This window comes from Variovorax sp. W1I1 (assembly GCF_030815625.1).
GTDB classification, from domain to species: Bacteria; Pseudomonadota; Gammaproteobacteria; order Burkholderiales; family Burkholderiaceae_C; genus Variovorax; species Variovorax paradoxus_C.
In genome coordinates this window covers 1,176,373-1,191,878 of sequence record NZ_JAUSWZ010000001.1, presented here as the reverse complement: position 1 = coordinate 1,191,878, position 15,506 = coordinate 1,176,373, and the positions used below count along the sequence as shown (strand labels likewise).

The following is a 15,506-nucleotide window of genomic DNA, read 5'->3' as shown; positions in this document are numbered from 1 at the left end:
TTCAGCGGGCCCGTGCGAGGCGCGGGTCGAGCAGGTCGCGCAGACCGTCGCCGAGCAGGTTGAGGCCGAGCACCGCCAGCGCGATGGCCATGCCGGGGAACACCGCCAGCAGCGGCTGCTGGAACATGAGCGTCTGCGCCTCACTGAGCATGCGGCCCCACGAAGGCTGCGGCGGCTGCGTGCCTAGGCCGAGGTAAGAGAGCGCCGCCTCCGCGAGGATCGCGATGGCGAAGCGGATGGTGATCTGCACGATCAGCACGGCCGAGATGTTCGGCAGCACATGCTGCATCGTGATCGAGAACGAACCCTTGCCGCAGGCGCGTGCCGCAGCGATGTATTCGCGCGACCAGATAGCGTTCGCCGAGGCGCGTGTGATGCGTGCGAAGGTCGGGATGTTGTAGATGCCGATCGCGACGATGGCGTTGACGATGCCCGCGCCGAACACCGCCGTCATCATGATGGCCGAGAGGATCGCGGGGAACGCCAGCGAGAAATCGGCGAAACGCATGATCGCCTCCTCGACCCAGCCGCGCCGTGCGGCCGCCAGCAAACCGAGCGCCGTGCCGACCACGAGGCCGATGCCCACGGCGATCACGCCCACGAGGATGGAAGCGCGCGCGCCGACGAGCAGCAGCGAGGCCACGTCGCGCCCGAAGGCGTCGGTGCCCAGCCAGTGCGCGGCCGAGGGCGCCTGCATCTTGCTGGCCATGTCCATCTCGTACGGCGACCACGGCGTCCACACGAACGACACGAGCGCAGCCAGGAGCAGCAGCAGCGCGAGGACGGCGCCGATGACGAAGCTGCGGTGGTGCCGCGCACGGCGCCAGAAGCCCGGCATGGTGAGCGCGGCTGCGCTGGGAACCGCGGGAGCGGTGATGGTGTTCATATGTCGCTCGCCTTGATGCGCGGGTCGATCACGGCATAGAGCACGTCGACCACGAAATTCACGATGACGACAAGCGCCGCGAGCAACATCACGCAGTTGCGCACGACGACGAGGTCGCGGTTGCTGATGGCCTGGAAGATCAGCCGGCCGAGACCCGGCAGGTAGAACACGTTCTCGATCACGATGGTGCCCGCGAGCAGTTCGGAGAACTGCATGCCCATCACGGTGATGACGGGAATCATCGCGTTGCGCAGCACGTGCAGCCACAGCACGGCGCGCTGCGACACGCCCTTGGCGCGGGCGGTGCGCACGAAATCTTCGCGCATCACTTCGAGCACCGCCGAACGCGTGATCCGCGCGAGGATCGCGGCCTGCACCACCGCGAGAGACAGCGCCGGCAGCAGCAGCGACTTCACGCCACCCAGCACGCCCTCGCCCCATCCATCGAAGCCGCCCGCGGAGAACCACTGCAGCTTCACCGAGAACACGAGGATCAAGAGGATCGCGAACCAGAAGTTCGGGATCGCGATGCCCACCTGCGTCATGCCCATGAGGCCGACATCACCCATCTTGTTGTGGCGCGCGGCCGCCGTCACGCCCACGACGAGCGCGAGCACGGTGGTGAGCGTCATCGCGAGAACGGCCAGCGGCACGGTGAGCGCGAGGCGTTCGAGGATCAGGTCGAGCACCGGCGAGCCGTAGGCATAGCTGTCGCCGAGGTTGCCGGTGAGGATGCCGCCGATCCAGTGCCAGTAGCGCGTCCACGCCGGCTGGTCGAGGCCCAGCTTGGTGGCGAGTGCCGCCACCGCATCGGGCGAGGCATCGGGGCCCATGAGCATCTGCGCGGCGTTGCCGGGCAGGATCTCCAGGACGAGGAACACGATGACCGACGCGCCGATCAGCGTGCCGACCAGCGTGGCCAGGCGCTTGAGCAGGAAGAGGCCCATCTATCGGTCTCGATGCTTCGTGCGGAGCCGGCGCGTCATCCGATGCAGCTCGCGATGGCGCGGCCCACGTCGACCGTGTTCGCCGTGCCGCCCATGTCGCGCGTGCGCGGGCCTTCGCTCAGCACCGTCTCGATGGCCGCGAGCACGGCGGCCGAAGCCTGCGCATACACGGGGTCGCCGTTGCCCAGGTGGTCGAGCATCAGCGCGGCCGACCAGATCTGGCCGATCGGGTTGGCGATGCCCTTGCCCGCGATGTCGGGCGCCGAGCCGTGCACCGGCTCGAACAGCGACGGGAACGCGCGCTCTGGATTCAGGTTGGCCGACGGCGCGATGCCGATGGTGCCGGTGCATGCCGGGCCCAGGTCGGACAGGATGTCGCCGAAGAGGTTGGAGGCCACGACCACATCGAACCAGTCGGGGTGCTGCACGAAGTGCGCGCAAAGAATGTCGATGTGGTACTTGCTCGTCGCGATGTCGGGATGGCGCTTGGCCATCTCGGCCAGGCGCTCGTCCCAGTACGGCATGGTGATCGAGATGCCGTTCGACTTGGTCGCCGCCACGAGGTTCTTGCGCGGGCGCTTGCTCGCGAGCTCGTAGGCGTACTTGAGGATGCGGTCGACGCCATGGCGCGTGAACACGGCCTCCTGGATCGCCATTTCGCGCGGCGTGCCTTCGAAGAGGCGTCCGCCGACCGAGGTGTATTCGCCTTCGGTGTTTTCGCGCACCACGAGGAAGTCGATGTCGCCGGGCTTGCGGTGCGCGAGCGGCCCGGGCACGCCGGGCATCAGGCGCACGGGACGCAGGTTCACGTACTGGTCGAACTCGCGGCGGATCTTGATGAGGAGGCCCCACACGGCGATGTGGTCGGGCACCTTGTCGGGCGCACCGACGGCGCCGAAGTAGATGGCGTCGTGGCCCTTGATGCGCTCGTCCCAGTCGGCCGGCATCATGAGACCGTGCCGCACATAGTGGTCGGAGCCCCAGTCGAAGTGATCGAAGCTGAATTCGATGCCGAACTTGCGGCTCACCGCATCGAGCACGCGAAGGCCTTCGGGCACCACTTCGATCCCGATGCCGTCACCCGGAATGACGGCGATTCTGTGTTTTCTTTGCTGCATCGAGTACCTGCTTGAAGACTGTTTCGCGAGCAAGTCTAGAAGCAGGAGTCGTGCCGCAGGATCGGGGTTGGCACGTACTTTGTATTGCCAATATCAGAAGGCGTTACGAGCGCATTGCCGAGGAAATTGATAACTCTGCTTGGTCCTGAAATCGCGTAAGCCTTCTATTTTCAAGAAGGCTTTGAGGGTCCGATCGGGCCTCACATCGGCGCGAGCTGCGCCTTCTTCATCATGGTTTCGGTCAGCGCAATCTCCTGCACGAAGCCCTTGGCGTACTCCTGCGAACTGGAGGGGCTGACGCTCCCGCCCGAGACCTCGATGATGGTGCGCACGGCCGGCTTGCGCAGCGCCTCTTCGAATGCCGCATGGATCTTCGCGACGATCGGATCGGGCATGCGCGCCGGCACAGAGATGCCGCCCCACGACGTGAGCGACACGCCGGGCACGCCCGCCTCGGCCAGCGTGGGCAACTCGGGCAGCGCCGGGTTGCGCTGGCTGCCGGCCACGGCCAGCGCCTTGAGCCGGCCGGCCTGAACGTGCGGATAGGCGACGCTGAAGATCGGCATCGCGAAGAGCACTTGCTTGCCGAGCACCGCATTGACCAGCTCCGAGGCGCCCTTGTAGGGCACATGCATCGCCTGCACACCGGCCGCGCTCAGGAACAGCTCCATGCCCAGGTGCGACGGCGTGCCCACGCCGCCGGACGCGTAGTCGAGCTTGCCCGGGTTGGCGCGCGTGCGCTCGATGAGATCGCGCACGGTGTCGATGCCCGACGAGGGATGGACGATCAGGAGGATGTCCGAGGTCGTCAATCGCATGATGTGGCGGAAGTCCTTGATCGCGTCGTAGCCGGGGTTCGCGTACATGCGCATGTTGGCCGCCATTGGTGCGGCCGAGTAGATCCAGGTGTAGCCATCGGCCGGCGCGCGCGCCACCAGCCGCGCGCCGATGTTGCCGGCGGCGCCGCCGCGGTTCTCGATGACCACCGGTTGCCCGAGCAGCGTGCCGACCGCCTCGGCCAGCGCACGCGCGGTGTTGTCGGGGCCCGTGCCCGCGAGATAGGGAAGCACCCATTTGATGGGGCGGCTGGGCCAATCGGCGTCCGCGGCGAACGCCGGCCATGCGGCGGGCAGCAGCGACGCGGCGAGTGCCTTGCACAGTTGTCGCCGGGTGGCGAGGTGATCCTGGTGATTCATGTCTGTCTTGTCTCTCGATCTGGTTCTTGTAGGAGGCGCGGCGCTTGCAATCAGGCGGCTGGATCGCCCAGCAGTTCGCGCGCGATGGTGTTGCGCTGGATCTCGCTGGTGCCGGTGAGCACGCGGTACATGCGCAGCATGCGGAACAGGAACTCCACGCGCCGGCCCTGCACGATGCCTTCGCCGCCATGGATCTGCACGGCCGAGTCCGCGATGCGGAACGCGGCTTCGGAGCAGAAGAGCTTGGCCATGGAAGCCTCGGCGCGCGCCTCGCCGCCGGCATCGATCTGGCGCGCGGTGGCGATCATCAATCCGCGCGCTGCGGCAAGGTCCGTCGCCATGTTCGCCAGCATGTGCTGCACGGCCTGGAACTGCGAGATCGCGCGGCCGAACTGGCGCCGGCCGCGCGCATAGTCCAGCGCATCGTTCAACGCCACGCGCGCGAGCCCGACCATCGCGGGGCAATGAAGCAGCCGGTTCACCGTGATGCGCCCGAGTGCGAGTGCGAGGCCGCGCCCCGGCTCGCCGATCATGTTGCGCGCCGGCACGCGGCAGGCTTCCAGCACGATGTCGCCGGTGTGCGACTGCCCGGCCATGGTCTTGTAGCCGGACTCCACACGCGCACCCGGCTGGCCCAGGTCGACGAAGAAGGCCGAGATCTCACGCTGGGCGGGATCGGTCGCGGTCGAGGCCATGACCAGCGCGAAGTCCGCGAACGGCGATCCCGAAATGAAGCGCTTGCGGCCGGTGAGCAGGTAGTCGTCGCCCTGCCGCTCGGCGCGCGTCTGGACGGCGCCGGCGTCGGAGCCGGCTTCGGCCTCGGTCAACGCGAAGCAGATGGCCTTGTCTGCATTCGCCACCGGCTGGATGAACGCTTCCAGCTGGTAGGGCGTGGCCTGCCGCGCCAACGCGCCCACCCGGGGCGGTCCGCTGAGTTCGCCGAACACGTGCGGTGCGAGCGGCGAGCCGCTGGCGTAGATGGCCTCCTTGATCAGCACATGGTCGAGCACGGACAGGCCGAGGCCGCCCATCGCCTTGGGCAAGGTGATGCCGTAGAAGCCGAGTTCGTTCGAGCGCCGCCAGACGCGCCGCAGCGTCTCGCGGTCGGGGCTTCGCTCGTGGTTGATGCCGTGCTCGCGGACGATCGCGGCCAGTTCGCCGTGGATGAAATCGCCGATGCGCGCGGAGAGTTCGGCGGCCTCTGCCGAGCCTTCGAACGGGGCCGTTGCCGGGGTAGATGAAGTCATGGGTCCTCTGTTCTTCAATTGACGCGCCGCGCGCGGTCGGCCCAGTACGGGGCCTGGATGGTCTTGCGCGCCACTTTGCCGTTGGCGTTCTTGGGCAGCGCCGAAACGAACTCGATCATCCGAGGCCGCTTGAAGCCGCCGAGCCGGTCGGCACAGAAGGCGTCGAGCACGGCCGCATCGGGCGCCTCGCCGGGCTTGAGCACGATGTGCGCGGCGACGGCCTCGCCCCATTTGTCGTCTGGCACTGCGAACACGCAGGCATCGGCGACGGCCGAGTGCTGGTAAAGCACCGCCTCGACCTCCGACGGATAGACGTTGAAGCCGCCGGTGATCACCATGTCCTTCTTGCGGTCGACGATGTAGATGTAGCCGTCGTCGTCGGCACGCGCGAGGTCGCCGGTGTGATAGCCGCCGTTCTTCAGCACTTCGGCCGTGAGTTCGGGCGCGCGCCAGTAGCCGGCGAAGACGTCGGGGCCGCTGACCACGATCTCGCCGATCTCGCCGACTGCGACGGGCTGACCTTCGTCATCGACGATCTCGACGCGTGACTCCAGGAACGGCCGGCCGCAGGACGCGAGCCGCTCGGGCCGCGCGGCGCGTGCGAACAGATGGTCTTCGACCGAGAGGCCGCACACGCCCGAAGTCGTCTCGCCTGCGCCGTAGCCCTGCGAAAGAACGGGGCCGAACACGTCCATCGCCTGCAGGATGCGCGCGGGCGCCATCGGTGCCGCGCCATAGCCGAGCCGCTTCAGATCGGGCAGCGGGAGGTACTGGCCCTCGAGGTGCGCGAGCAGCATGTTGATCATCGTAGGCACCATGAAGGTGTGGGCGACGCGGTCGGCGCGCATCTCCGCAAGAAAGCGCCCGGGCTCGAAGCCGTCGAACAGCCGGATGGTCGCGCCGCTGCAAAGCGCCGGCACGAGTTGCATGCCCGAGGCGTGCGTGATGGGACCGACGAGTCCGAGCAGTTCGCCGGGGCGCATGCCGTCGGCGCGCATCAGGAACTTGCGCAGTTGCGCGAGGCGGTTGCCGAAGGTCTGCATGGCCGCCTTCAGCACGCCGCTCGAACCGGAGGTGTAGTGCAGCACGGCCAGTTCGTCGGAGCGCACGCGCACGGCTTCGAACACATCGCTTGCGACGGCCAATGCAGCCTCGTAGCTGTTCGATGCGCCTTCCGGTTGGTCGATCAGCAGAAGACGCGGCGCTGAGATTTTCAAGAAGGGAAGGAATGCTTCGGCCCGCGCGGCGGTGGTCACGATCAGCTCGGCCTCGCTGTTCGCGATGACCTCGGCCACTTCGACGGGCGAGAGCCGCGAATTGATCGGCGCCTTCACCAGCGCCGCCTTGTAGCAGGCGAGTTCGAGCTCGACGACCTCGATGCAATTGGGCAAGTACACGCCGACCCGGGCGCCGCGTGCGAGTCCCTGTGCGAGCACCGCATGGGCCAGGCGGTTGGAACGCCGGTCGAGTGCGTCGTAAGTGATCGATCGCGCCGGGCTCTTGATCGCGATCTGTTTCGAGAACGCGCGGGAGGCGCGAGAGACGAGGTCGCCGACGTTGGCGACCTCGAAGGATGTGGAATTCAAAAGCTATCTCCTGTGCGCCACCTCTGCATTCGGGTGGACTGCCGCCACTATCGCGGCGCAGGCGCTCGAGGAGGAAATACCGTTTGCTGATGCGAAGGCATCAATCTTTCTGATGGCCGGCCGGGAGTTCGGCCTTCCAGATTCCTTCGCCGACCATGCGCTCGATCTCTTCGCGCAGCACATCGATCAGCGCCTGCGCGACCGGATCGACCGCACGGTTCGCGGGCGTCGCGAGCGTGTAGCTGCGCTTGAGTTCGGGCTCGGTCACGCGGGCGCAGATCCAGTGTTCGTTCGTCAATGCCGAGGCGTCGAGCGCGCATCCGGGCGTGAAAGTGAAGCCTGCGCCGGCCTGGTAGAGCGAGCGCAGCACGCGTGCCGAATCGTGTTCGTAGGCCACGTTGAGTTCGATGCCGAGGTTCGATGCGGCACCTTCGACCTGCTGCCGGATATTGAAGCGCCGCGACTGCAGCACCAGCGGGAGCTGCGCGGCTTTCGCGAAGGCGATGTCACCGATGCCGCGCCGCGTGACCGCCTTGCCGGATGCGGACTTGCGCGGGCGCTTCACCAGCGGTGCTGCGATGCCGCCGACGTCGAAGCCGCAAAGAAAGATCGACTCTTCCGCCAACGGCTCGCACGCCATGCCTTCGAGCACCGGCGTGTCCACCAGGATGCCGACATCGGCCCGGCGATCGAGCATGGCTTTCCTCACCATGAGGCTCAGATCGTCCAGCACGAAGACGCGCACGAGCGGATGCCGCTCTTTCAGCCGCATCAGCACAGGGCCGAGCAGCAAGGATGAAAGCAGCGAGGGAATTGCCAGCGTGACCGAACCTTCGAGACCGTTCGGCGGCCGCTGGAAGCGCTCCCGCAGCGCGGCCGCATCGGACAGCAGCCGGCGCGCGTCGTGATAGAGCTGCATGCCCGCGGTCGTCGGCGTGACGCCTGCATGCGAGCGTTCGAAGAGCTGGGTGCCGAGTTCGTTCTCGAGCTTTTTTATCTGCGCGGTGAGCGCAGGCTGGGCCACGTAGAGCGAAGCCGCGGCCCGGGAGAGGCTTCCCGCCTCGAGCACTGCGATGAAGTAGCGAAGCGCGCGAAGGTCCATGTGTATTGCCAACGTTTGGGGCAGCCCACAAAGAGGAAACCCCTCGCGGCTCGAAAGCTGCGAGGGGTTTTATCTGGCGGAGTGGACGGGACTCGAACCCGCGACCCCCGGCGTGACAGGCCGGTATTCTAACCAACTGAACTACCACTCCTGGTAGACAACGTTCACTCCTTGCGGAGCCAAGTGCTGACGACTTGTGCCTGCTTCACTTGCATGAAACTGGCGACCCTACGGGGATTCGAACCCCGGTAGCCACCGTGAAAGGGTGGTGTCCTAGGCCTCTAGACGATAGGGTCAAAACCTTAGGAACCGTGCTGCGATCAGCACTTATCTTCTTCTCGACACTTTTGATGGTGGAGGTAAACGGGATCGAACCGATGACCTCTTGCATGCCATGCAAGCGCTCTCCCAGCTGAGCTATACCCCCAATTTGACTTTCGGGCTTTTCTTTTCAGAATTACCGTGTGTCGGTGTCGAGCCTCAAATTATAGACCGAAAAATCAGGCCCTTTTCAAACGCTCCACAACTTTTTCGCGAGAAAAGAGTGCGAGCACCGAATCGAGTGATGGCGTCTGCGGTGTTCCCATCACAAGGACGCGAACCGGCATGGCCAACACGGGCATTTTCACAGAATGCGCGGCCAGAACTTCCTTGATGGCCGCGGCGATCGAAACTTTTTCCCATGTCACGTCCGCGAGCTTCTCGGCCAGCGTCGCGATGACGGGTTTCACCGCATCGGTGACGTGCTGCGCGAGATCGGCTTCGCTCGGCGTCACGTCCGCGTAGAACGCCGCGGCCCCAGTCGGCCAGCGCGACGGTGGTTTCGCAGCGATCCTTGAAGAGCGCGCAGATGGCCGCGAGCCGGTCGTCCGCCTCGATGCCGCGCTTCTTCAGTTGCGCGGCCACGAGCGGTGCGAGTTCCGCATCGGCCTTCGCCTTGATGTACTGCGCGTTCACCCATGCGAGCTTTGCCGCATCCCATTGCGCGGGGCTCTTGGAAAGGTGCGAACCGTCGAACCAGCTCACCATCTGCTCGCGCGTGAAGAGCTCGTCGTCGCCGTGGCTCCAGCCCAGGCGCGCGAGGTAGTTCAGCATCGCCTCCGGCAGGTAGCCGTTCTCTTCATACGCAGTGACGCTCACCGCGCCGCGGCGCTTCGAGAGCTTCTGCCCGTCGTCGCCCAGGATCACCGGCACGTGGCCGAACTGAGGAAGCGGTGCGCCCAGCGCGCGGAAGATGTTGATCTGCCACGGCGTGTTGTTGATGTGCTCGTCGCCGCGGAACACGTGCGTGATGTTCATGTCCCAGTCGTCGACCACCACCGCGAAGTTGTAGGTGGGCACACCGTCGGGCCGCAGGATGATGAGGTCGTCGATCTCGCGGTTGTTGATCGTGATCTCGCCCTTGACCAGGTCGTTCCACGTCACGTCGCCTTCGGGCGGATTGCAGAAGCGCACCACCGGCGGCACGCCTTCGGGCACGGGCGGCAGCACCTTGCCCGGCTCGGGGCGCCAGCGGCGGTCGTACAGCGTCTTTTCGCCGCGCGCGCGTTGCGCCTCGCGCATCTCGTCGAGCTCGGCGGGCGTGCAGTAGCAGTGATAGGCCGTGCCGGCCGCGAGCATCTGCGCGATGACTTCGCGGTAGCGCTCCAGCCGCTGCATCTGGTAAATCGGGCCTTCGTCGTAGTCGAGGCCGAGCCAGTGCATCGAGGCGAGGATCTGGTCGGTCGAGTCCTGCGTGGAGCGGGCCACGTCGGTGTCCTCGATGCGCAGCACGAACTCGCCACCGTGGTGGCGCGCGTAGGCCCACGAATAGAGCGCGGTGCGGGCCGTGCCCAGGTGAAGAAAGCCGGTAGGAGACGGAGCGATGCGGGTGCGAACTTTGCCGGTCATGAAACTCGATTCAGGAATTCAGGGTGCTCAGGCCGCGCGAAAGGTCGGCCGTGATGTCGTCGATGTATTCGAGGCCGACCGCAACGCGGATCAGGCCCTGGCTGATGCCAGCCGCCTGGCGCTGCACTTCGGTCAGGCGGCCGTGCGAGGTCGTGCCGGGGTGCGTGACGATGGTCTTGGTGTCGCCCAGGTTGGTGGCAATGCTCACCACGCGCGTGCTGTTGATCACATGGAAAGCATTGGCGCGCGCCGCTTCCGGCGTGTCGCCGACCACGTCGAACGACACCACCGCCCCGCCCTGCCCCGACTGCTGGCGCATCGCGAGCTCGTGCTGCCCGTGCGAAGCGAGGCCGGGGTAGTAGACACGCGCGACGCCCGGCTGTTGCTCTAGCCACTGCGCCACGGCCAATGCATTCGCGCACTGCGCCTTCATGCGGATGCCTAGCGTTTCAAGGCCCTTCAGCACGACCCATGCATTGAACGGCGACAGCGCCATGCCGGCGGTGCGCACGACCGGGCCGAACACATCGACGATGAGCTTCGACGGACCGCAGATCGCGCCCGCCATCACGCGGCCCTGCCCGTCGAGGTACTTGGTGCCCGAATGAATGATGAGGTCGGCGCCGAGTTCGGCCGGCCGCTGCAGCACCGGCGTGCAGAAGCAGTTGTCGACGGCGAGCAGCGCGCCCGCATCGTGAGCGAGGTCGGCGAGCGCCTTGATGTCGCAGACTTCCGTCAGCGGATTGGTCGGCGTCTCGGCGAACAGCAGCTTGGTGTTCGGCTTGATCGCCGCACGCCACTCGGCCACGTCGGTCTGCGAGACGAAAGTGGTCTCGACGCCGAACTTCGCGAACTCCTTGCCGAACAGGTTCAGCGTCGAGCCGAACACCGAGCGCGAACAGATCACATGGTCGCCAGCCTTCAGCAGGCCCATACACATCATGAGGATCGCGCCCATGCCGGTGGATGCACCGATGGCCGCTTCTGTGCCTTCGAGCGCGGCAAGGCGCTGCTCGAAGCTGGTCACCGTCGGATTGGAAGTGCGCGAGTAGGTAAAGCCCTGCTCGGTGCCGGCGAAGCGGCGTGCCGAGGTTTCAGCGTCGGGCTGCACGAAGCCGCTGGTGAGGAACAGCGCTTCGGAATGCTCGCCATGCTGGCTGGGCGCCAGCCCGGTGCGCAGCGCGAGCGTGTCGCGGTGTAGTCCGGGCGGCAGGGTTCGTACGTCGGTCACTTCAGCTCTCACTCGCTGTGGTTGGGGAGCGCGAGGCGCGAAGAATCTTCTTCGGTCTCTTCGATGCGCGGGCGGTTGCCGTTCATGCGCGAGATGGCGTCGGTGTCGATGTCGCCGGTCACGTACACGCCGTCGAAGCACGAGGCGTCGAAGCCGTCGAGCTTGGAGTTGAGCGAGCCGATGGCGCGCTTCATGGCGTCGACGTCCTGGTAGATCAGCGCGTCGCAGCCGATCAGTTCGCGGATCTCTTCGACGGTGCGGTCGTGCGCGACCAGTTCGTCCTTGGTCGGCATGTCGATGCCGTAGACATTGGGGTAGCGCACCGGCGGCGCGGCGCTGGCCAGGTAGACCTTGCGGGCACCGGCATCGCGCGCCATCTGGACGATTTCGCGGCTGGTGGTGCCGCGCACGATGGAGTCGTCGACCAGCAGCACGTTACGGCCCTTGAACTCGCTCGCGATCACGTTGAGCTTCTGGCGCACCGACTTCTTGCGCACGCCCTGCCCCGGCATGATGAAAGTGCGGCCCACATAACGGTTCTTCACGAAGCCTTCGCGGTACGGCACACCCAGCAGATGCGCGAGTTGCGTGGCGCTCGGGCGGCTGGATTCGGGGATCGGGATGATCACGTCGATCTGGTTCGGCGGCACGGTCGAGACCACGCGCTTGGCCAGCGTTTCGCCCAGGTTCAAGCGCGCCTGGTAGACCGAGATGCCGTCGAGCACCGAGTCCGGGCGGGCCAGGTAGACGAATTCGAAGATGCACGGGTTCAGCGTGGGCGCCTCGGCGCACTGCATCGAATGGACCTTGCCTTCCAGGTCGATGAACACCGCTTCGCCCGGGTTGATGTTGCGCTCGAACACATGACCCGAGCCCTCGAGCGCAACCGATTCGCTGGCCACCATCACGGTGCCGTCTTTCTCGTTGCGGCCCATGCACAGCGGGCGGATGCCGTACGGATCGCGAAAGGCGAGCAGGCCGTGGCCGGCGATCAGCGAGACCACGGCGTACGAGCCGCGCAGGCGCTTGTGCATGTTCTTGACCGCGGCGAACACTTCGGCAGGATGCAGCGGCACGCCGCGCGACGAGCGCTCCAGTTCGTGCGCGAGCACGTTGAGCAGCACTTCGGAGTCGCTCTCGGTGTTGGTGTGGCGGTGGTCGGTGGAGAACAGTTCCGAGCGCAGCGCGTGCGCGTTGGTGAGGTTGCCGTTGTGCACGAGCACGATGCCGAAGGGCGCGTTCACGTAGAAGGGCTGCGCCTCTTCTTCGCTGTAGGCGTTGCCGGCGGTCGGGTAGCGGACCTGGCCCAGGCCTACATTGCCCGGCAGCCCGCGCATGTTGCGGGTGCGGAACACGTCGCGCACCATGCCCTTGGCCTTGTGCATGAAGAACTTGCGTTCCAGCAAGGTCACGATGCCGGCCGCGTCCTGGCCGCGGTGCTGCAGGAGCAGCAGCGCGTCATAGAGCAACTGGTTGACGGGTGCGTTGCTGACAACGCCGACGATTCCACACATGAGCGATTCCTTCAGGGCAGGTAGCTTGCCAACTTTTCAGGCAGCGCGGGTTTCAGGCCCTGCAGTGCCGCATCGAGAACACCGGCACTGAGCGAGTCGCGCCACCAGGCACTGTCGCTCAACACCAGCAAATGAACAATGACTGCCAGCACGAGCAGGGCCACTGCGCCCCGCGCCGCACCGAAGGCAGCTCCCAAAATCCGGTCCACAGGCCGAAGGCCCACCACAGTGATCAGCTTGCGCGTGAGGGCCGCAATGAGCCCCACACCGAACGCCACTCCCACGAACACCAGCACGAAGGCCAACGGATAACGCCACGTCGCCTGCGGCTCGCCGAACGGCAGCCACGCTGCCACATCGGAAGCCAGCCACTGGGCGGCGATGAATGCAGCCACCCAGCCCGCCAGCGAAATCACTTCGAACACCAGCCCCCGCATGAGGCCGAACAGCATCGACACCACGATGAGCGTGACAGCGATCCAGTCGAGCAGGGCCACGGCAGCAGGCGCCTGCGTTTACAACGTGAGGATCGCGGCCGACAAAGACAAGCCCTTGACCTTTTCCGCGGCCTTGTCCGCTTCGGCACGCGACGCGAAGGGGCCGACACGCACACGCGTGCGCTCGCCATCGGCCGTCTTGGCAACGTGAACGTAGGTCTTGAGGCCGGCGCGCTCCAGCTTCTGCCGGACTTCGCGCGCCTTGTCGGCATCGGCGAAGGCGCCGACTTGCACGATGAAGCGGCCGGCAGCCTCGTCGGCGGCGGCAGGCTTGGGCGTGGCGCTGATGGGCTTGCCTTCGAGCAAGGCCCGGGCGCGTGCACCATCGTCCGCCGAGGCGGCTGGCTTGGGCTCCGGCTTCGGCTTGGCCTCGGGTTTCGGTTCAGGCTTTGGCTTGGGTTCCGGCTTGACTTCGGGCTTGGGCTCCGGCTTTGGCTTGACCTCCGGCTTCGGCTCGGGTTTTGGCTCGGGCTTGGGTTTGGTCTCGACGGCAGGCGACGTGCTGGCCACCGGCTTGCCGGAATCGATCACGGTGCCGTCGGCGGTCTCGGTGATCATGCCGCCGGCCGAGGAGGCGGCCGCCACGCGGGAACTGCTTTCGGGTGCGGGCGGTGCGCTGCTCGTCGCAGGAGGCGTTGCAGGTGCGGCGGGCACGGGCAGCGGCTTGACCTTGTTGCGGTCCGGAATCTCGATGGGGATGTCGACCGACACGGGGCGCGGCTGGGTGTCGAACAGCAGCGGGAATCCGATCACGCCCAGCAGCACCAGCACCGCGGCGCCCAGCAGCCGATGGCGCGCACGCCGACGCATGGTTTCGACACTTTCCGCAGGGACGGCCGCCGGGGCGCTGCGTCCTTCGTTGCCTTGTGGGCCGCGCGTGCGGAACTTGAAAAACGCCATGAAGTTCGATCCCTGAAGGAGTGCAGCGAGGTGATGCCAGATGGTGCGGAGACCTGTCGGTCAGCCGCCCGGCGACAGGTGTTTGGCTTGCAGCCGGGGGGTGCCGTTTTCGAGCACGCCACCCACGGTGAAGAACGATCCGAAGACCACGATTCTATCAGCGGGGTCTGCGTGCTCGATGGCCGCGCGCAATGCGTCCATGGGGCCTGCATGCACGCTGCCGGAGGCGTCGGCGCGGGTGTTCTGCGCCTGCCAGGCAGCCTGCAGATCGACCGCCTTGGCGGCGCGCGGCGTGGGCAGGTCGGTGAAGTACCAGCGGTCGATCAGCGGGCCGATGCGCGCCAAGATCGGCGCGAGGTCCTTGTCGGCCATGATGCCGAACACGCCGTGCGTCGTGGGAAAGAAACCCATCGCATCGAGGTTCTCGGCGAGCGCCGCGACCGCGTGTGCGTTGTGCGCCACATCGAGCACCAGCGAGGGTTCGCCCGGCACGATCTGGAAGCGCCCCGGCAACTCGACCATCGCGAGACCGTTGCGCACCGCTTGCGCCGTGATCGGCAATTGCGGACGCAGCGCCTCGAGCGCCGCGAGCACGCCCGCGGCATTGATGAGCTGGTTGGCGCCACGCAGCGCCGGATAGGCCAGCCCGCTGTAGCGCCGCCCGCGGCCCGACCAGCCCCACTGCTGCTTGTCGCCCGACACGTTGAAGTCGGTCCCGAAGCGCCAGAGGTCGGCGCCGATGGCGTTTGCGTGGTCGATCACGCTCTGCGGCGGCATCGGATCGCTCACGATGGCCGGCTTGCCGGCGCGCAGGACGCCGGCCTTCTCGAAGCCGATGCTTTCGCGGTCGGGGCCAAGATAGTCCATGTGGTCCAGGTCGATGCTGGTGATGACCGCGCAATCAGCATCGATGATGTTGACCGCGTCGAGCCGGCCGCCGAGGCCGACTTCCAGAATCGCCACATCGGGCTTTTCTTCGATCATCCGGTGCAGGATGCCGAGGGTGGTGAACTCGAAGTAGGTCAGTGCCATGTCGCCGCGCGCCTTCTCCACCACTTCGAAGCTTGCTATCAGTTTGGAAGCATCGACCGATTCGCCCTTCAGGCGCAGCCGCTCTTCGAAGCGCACAAGATGGGGGGACGTGAACACGGCGGTGCGGTAGCCCGCATGCGTGAGGATCGACTCGAGCATCGCGCAGGTCGAGCCCTTGCCGTTGGTGCCCGCCACCGTGATAACGGGACAGCCGAATTTCAGCCCGAGGCGCCCGGCCATCTCCTTGGCGCGGTCGAGGCCCAGTTCGATGTTCTTGGGATGGAGTTGCTCGGCGCGCGCGAGCCAGTCGTTAAGGGTTTCCATGGAGGCCGGCATTGTCGCCGACCCGCCGGGCGCGGC

General features: G+C 66.3%; 12 protein-coding genes, 3 tRNA genes and 1 pseudogene. All 16 read right to left on the bottom strand.

Annotated elements, in window-relative coordinates:
- Nucleotide 1: 1 nt before the first annotated feature.
- Entirely contained in the window at nucleotides 2–886 is an 885-nt protein-coding gene (locus QFZ83_RS05690; RefSeq protein ID WP_307503629.1) for an ABC transporter permease, read from the bottom strand.
- A complete protein-coding gene (locus tag QFZ83_RS05685) occupies nucleotides 883–1,833 on the bottom strand; it encodes an ABC transporter permease (RefSeq protein WP_013542725.1) in 951 nt (316 codons plus the stop codon). Before QFZ83_RS05685 ends, QFZ83_RS05690 begins: the two co-directional genes overlap by 4 nt.
- Nucleotides 1,834–1,868: 35 nt before the next feature.
- A complete protein-coding gene (locus tag QFZ83_RS05680; protein ID WP_307503626.1) occupies nucleotides 1,869–2,951 on the bottom strand; it encodes a tartrate dehydrogenase in 1,083 nt (360 codons plus the stop codon).
- A gap of 200 nt (nucleotides 2,952–3,151) precedes the next feature.
- The gene (locus tag QFZ83_RS05675; protein WP_307503623.1) at nucleotides 3,152–4,147 is read right to left on the bottom strand and encodes a tripartite tricarboxylate transporter substrate binding protein; all 996 of its coding nucleotides are present in this window, start codon (nucleotides 4,145–4,147) and stop codon (nucleotides 3,152–3,154) included.
- A gap of 50 nt (nucleotides 4,148–4,197) precedes the next feature.
- Nucleotides 4,198–5,394 (bottom strand): acyl-CoA dehydrogenase family protein, encoded by a 1,197-nt coding sequence (locus tag QFZ83_RS05670; RefSeq protein WP_013542728.1) that lies wholly within the window; start codon nucleotides 5,392–5,394, stop codon nucleotides 4,198–4,200.
- Between the two features lie 14 nt (nucleotides 5,395–5,408).
- Nucleotides 5,409–6,980 carry an AMP-binding protein gene (locus QFZ83_RS05665; RefSeq protein ID WP_307503618.1) on the bottom strand — a complete coding sequence of 524 codons (1,572 nt, stop codon included), beginning with the start codon at nucleotides 6,978–6,980 and terminating at the stop codon, nucleotides 5,409–5,411.
- 100 nt (nucleotides 6,981–7,080) lie between these two features.
- Entirely contained in the window at nucleotides 7,081–8,082 is a 1,002-nt protein-coding gene (locus tag QFZ83_RS05660) for a LysR family transcriptional regulator (RefSeq protein WP_307503615.1), read from the bottom strand.
- Nucleotides 8,083–8,156: 74 nt separating this feature from the next.
- Nucleotides 8,157–8,233: transfer RNA gene (locus QFZ83_RS05655), tRNA-Asp, on the bottom strand.
- A 69-nt stretch (nucleotides 8,234–8,302) separates the two neighbouring features.
- Nucleotides 8,303–8,378 (bottom strand) — tRNA-Glu (locus QFZ83_RS05650).
- Nucleotides 8,379–8,433: 55 nt separating this feature from the next.
- Nucleotides 8,434–8,509 (bottom strand) — tRNA-Ala (locus tag QFZ83_RS05645).
- A 73-nt stretch (nucleotides 8,510–8,582) separates the two neighbouring features.
- A pseudogene (gene gltX / locus QFZ83_RS05640) lies at nucleotides 8,583–9,972 on the bottom strand (glutamate--tRNA ligase).
- Between the two features lie 10 nt (nucleotides 9,973–9,982).
- Nucleotides 9,983–11,203 (bottom strand): O-succinylhomoserine sulfhydrylase, encoded by a 1,221-nt coding sequence (locus tag QFZ83_RS05635; protein WP_307503612.1) that lies wholly within the window; start codon nucleotides 11,201–11,203, stop codon nucleotides 9,983–9,985.
- Nucleotides 11,204–11,211: 8 nt separating this feature from the next.
- Nucleotides 11,212–12,717: an amidophosphoribosyltransferase gene (gene purF / locus QFZ83_RS05630; RefSeq protein WP_307503610.1), complete on the bottom strand. Its 1,506-nt coding sequence runs from the start codon at nucleotides 12,715–12,717 to the stop codon at nucleotides 11,212–11,214.
- Between the two features lie 11 nt (nucleotides 12,718–12,728).
- Complete coding sequence (locus tag QFZ83_RS05625) at nucleotides 12,729–13,214, bottom strand: CvpA family protein (protein WP_306882803.1); 486 nt, start codon at nucleotides 13,212–13,214, stop codon at nucleotides 12,729–12,731.
- 18 nt (nucleotides 13,215–13,232) lie between these two features.
- The gene (locus QFZ83_RS05620; protein WP_306882802.1) at nucleotides 13,233–14,114 is read right to left on the bottom strand and encodes an SPOR domain-containing protein; all 882 of its coding nucleotides are present in this window, start codon (nucleotides 14,112–14,114) and stop codon (nucleotides 13,233–13,235) included.
- A gap of 60 nt (nucleotides 14,115–14,174) precedes the next feature.
- A complete protein-coding gene (gene folC / locus QFZ83_RS05615; RefSeq protein WP_306882801.1) occupies nucleotides 14,175–15,482 on the bottom strand; it encodes a bifunctional tetrahydrofolate synthase/dihydrofolate synthase in 1,308 nt (435 codons plus the stop codon).
- Between the last annotated feature and the right edge of the window lie 24 nt (nucleotides 15,483–15,506).

Bases quoted from the DNA above. Each gene is read 5' to 3' on its own strand.
- QFZ83_RS05690 (WP_307503629.1), bottom strand. From the start codon at position 886: ATGAACACCATCACCGCTCCCGCGGTTCCCAGCGCAGCCGCGCTCACC.
- QFZ83_RS05685 (WP_013542725.1), bottom strand. From the start codon at position 1,833: ATGGGCCTCTTCCTGCTCAAGCGCCTGGCCACGCTGGTCGGCACGCTG.
- QFZ83_RS05680 (WP_307503626.1), bottom strand. From the start codon at position 2,951: ATGCAGCAAAGAAAACACAGAATCGCCGTCATTCCGGGTGACGGCATC.
- QFZ83_RS05675 (WP_307503623.1), bottom strand. From the start codon at position 4,147: ATGAATCACCAGGATCACCTCGCCACCCGGCGACAACTGTGCAAGGCA.
- QFZ83_RS05670 (WP_013542728.1), bottom strand. From the start codon at position 5,394: ATGACTTCATCTACCCCGGCAACGGCCCCGTTCGAAGGCTCGGCAGAG.
- QFZ83_RS05660 (WP_307503615.1), bottom strand. From the start codon at position 8,082: ATGGACCTTCGCGCGCTTCGCTACTTCATCGCAGTGCTCGAGGCGGGA.
- purF (WP_307503610.1), bottom strand. From the start codon at position 12,717: ATGTGTGGAATCGTCGGCGTTGTCAGCAACGCACCCGTCAACCAGTTG.
- QFZ83_RS05620 (WP_306882802.1), bottom strand. From the start codon at position 14,114: ATGGCGTTTTTCAAGTTCCGCACGCGCGGCCCACAAGGCAACGAAGGA.
- folC (WP_306882801.1), bottom strand. From the start codon at position 15,482: ATGCCGGCCTCCATGGAAACCCTTAACGACTGGCTCGCGCGCGCCGAG.